The 1,285-nt window shown below is 70.3% G+C and carries 2 protein-coding genes and 1 pseudogene; 2 read left to right on the top strand and 1 reads right to left on the bottom strand.

Translation table 11 applies throughout. The features are described 5' to 3' along the window. Together ACQUQ1_RS22260 and ACQUQ1_RS22255 are read left to right on the top strand one after the other, a co-directional pair. A pseudogene (locus ACQUQ1_RS22260) lies at positions 1–222 on the top strand (class 1 fructose-bisphosphatase); the annotation flags it as partial. A 48-nt stretch (positions 223–270) separates the two neighbouring features. Continuing rightward, positions 271–498 carry a hypothetical protein gene (locus tag ACQUQ1_RS22255; protein WP_435066363.1) on the top strand — a complete coding sequence of 76 codons (228 nt, stop codon included), beginning with the start codon at positions 271–273 and terminating at the stop codon, positions 496–498. A gap of 229 nt (positions 499–727) precedes the next feature. Here the strand turns inward: ACQUQ1_RS22255 and ACQUQ1_RS22250 are convergent. Further along, positions 728–1,285, bottom strand: a 558-nt coding sequence (locus ACQUQ1_RS22250; RefSeq protein WP_435066362.1) for an alpha/beta hydrolase family protein, incomplete at its 5' end; no start/stop codon positions are given.

Genomic DNA, 1,285 nt, shown 5'->3' with positions numbered 1-1,285 from the left:
GGCGTGTTCGCCTACCCCGCGCTGGAGTCGGCACCGGACGGGAAGCTCCGCCTCCAGTTCGAGGGGAACCCCGTCGCCTACCTCGTCGAGGGTGCGGGCGGACGCTCCTCGGACGGCGACCGCTCGCTGCTGGACGTGCCCGCGACGGGGATCCACCAGCGCGTACCGGTGCACGTCGGGAACGCCGGACTGATCGAGCGGCTCGAGTCGGCGCTGTCGTGACCGTTGGGAACCGATAAACCCACCCGTCGTCGGCGTCGAACGCGGACAATGAGAGACCGCTACAAGGCGCTCATGCTGCGGAGCTTCAAGGACGCCATGGACATCGTCGACGAGTACAACACCTGGGCGGACGACGCCTTCGACGACGCCTCGCCGGTCCCCCCGCAGGCGGTGCCGAAGGTGGCGGTGATGCTGTACCAGAGCCGGGTGATGGAGGGGTGGGGCGGCGAGGGCGGCTTCGACGTCCCCGAGTTCGACGACAAGATGTTCGACTAGCGCGGTCGAGCGAGGCGAGGCCGAGCGAGACCAGCGACGGCGGAGCGGTCCTCGTGCCGCTCCGCCAAGAGAGGTGGCGAGGCCGACCGAAGGGAGGTCTCGGCCGGCGGCAGCGAGGCCCCCGTGGCGAGCCGCCCGGAACCCCGGCGACGTCTGCCGAGGGAACGCCTCGGAGTAACGGCGGCGACTCCGCGGACGATCCGCTCTCGGATCGACGGGGTCGACCGCCTCAGTCGTCGCCCGCGGCGACGCCGGCCTCGGTCGTGCCGACGCGCCGGTCGAGGAAGTCGTCGAGCAGTTCGAGGCTCCGGATCTTGTCGGCGATGTCCGAGGAGCCGTGGCCCTCCTCCCCCAGTTCTTCGTACTCGAAGTCCTCGCCCTCCTCGAACCCCGCGTCCTCCAGGGCGTCGCGGAGGAGCCGCGCCTGCGACACCGGCACCCGGGGGTCGTTGACGCCGTGGACGATGAGCAGCGGCGCGTCGAGGTTCGCGGCGTGCGTGACGGGCGAGCGCTCCTCGTACAGGTCGGCGTGTTCGTCCGGCTCGCCGAGGTACTTCACCATCAGCTCCGAGCGGAAGTGCGGCATGGTGTTCTCGGCCATGTCGAACAGGTCGGAGACGCCGACCCAGGTGACGCCCGCGGCGTACAGGTCCGGGAACTGTAGCATCTGCCAATTGGCCGAGTACCCGCCGTAGGAGCCGCCGTACACCACGACGCGATCGTCGTCGAGCCAGTCGTGTTCGTCGAGGACGTGCTCGACTGCGGTCGCCACGTCGCCCTGCTCGGC

This window comes from Halobaculum sp. EA56, assembly GCF_051195075.1.
Classification (GTDB): Archaea; Halobacteriota; Halobacteria; order Halobacteriales; family Haloferacaceae; genus Halobaculum.
Note: the sequence above shows the minus strand (reverse complement) of the source record. Positions and strands in the feature narration are given on the sequence as shown.

What these genes read in the sequence shown, in the direction of transcription:
- ACQUQ1_RS22255 (WP_435066363.1), top strand. Translation starts at nt 271, where the DNA reads ATGAGAGACCGCTACAAGGCGCTCATGCTGCGGAGCTTCAAGGACGCC.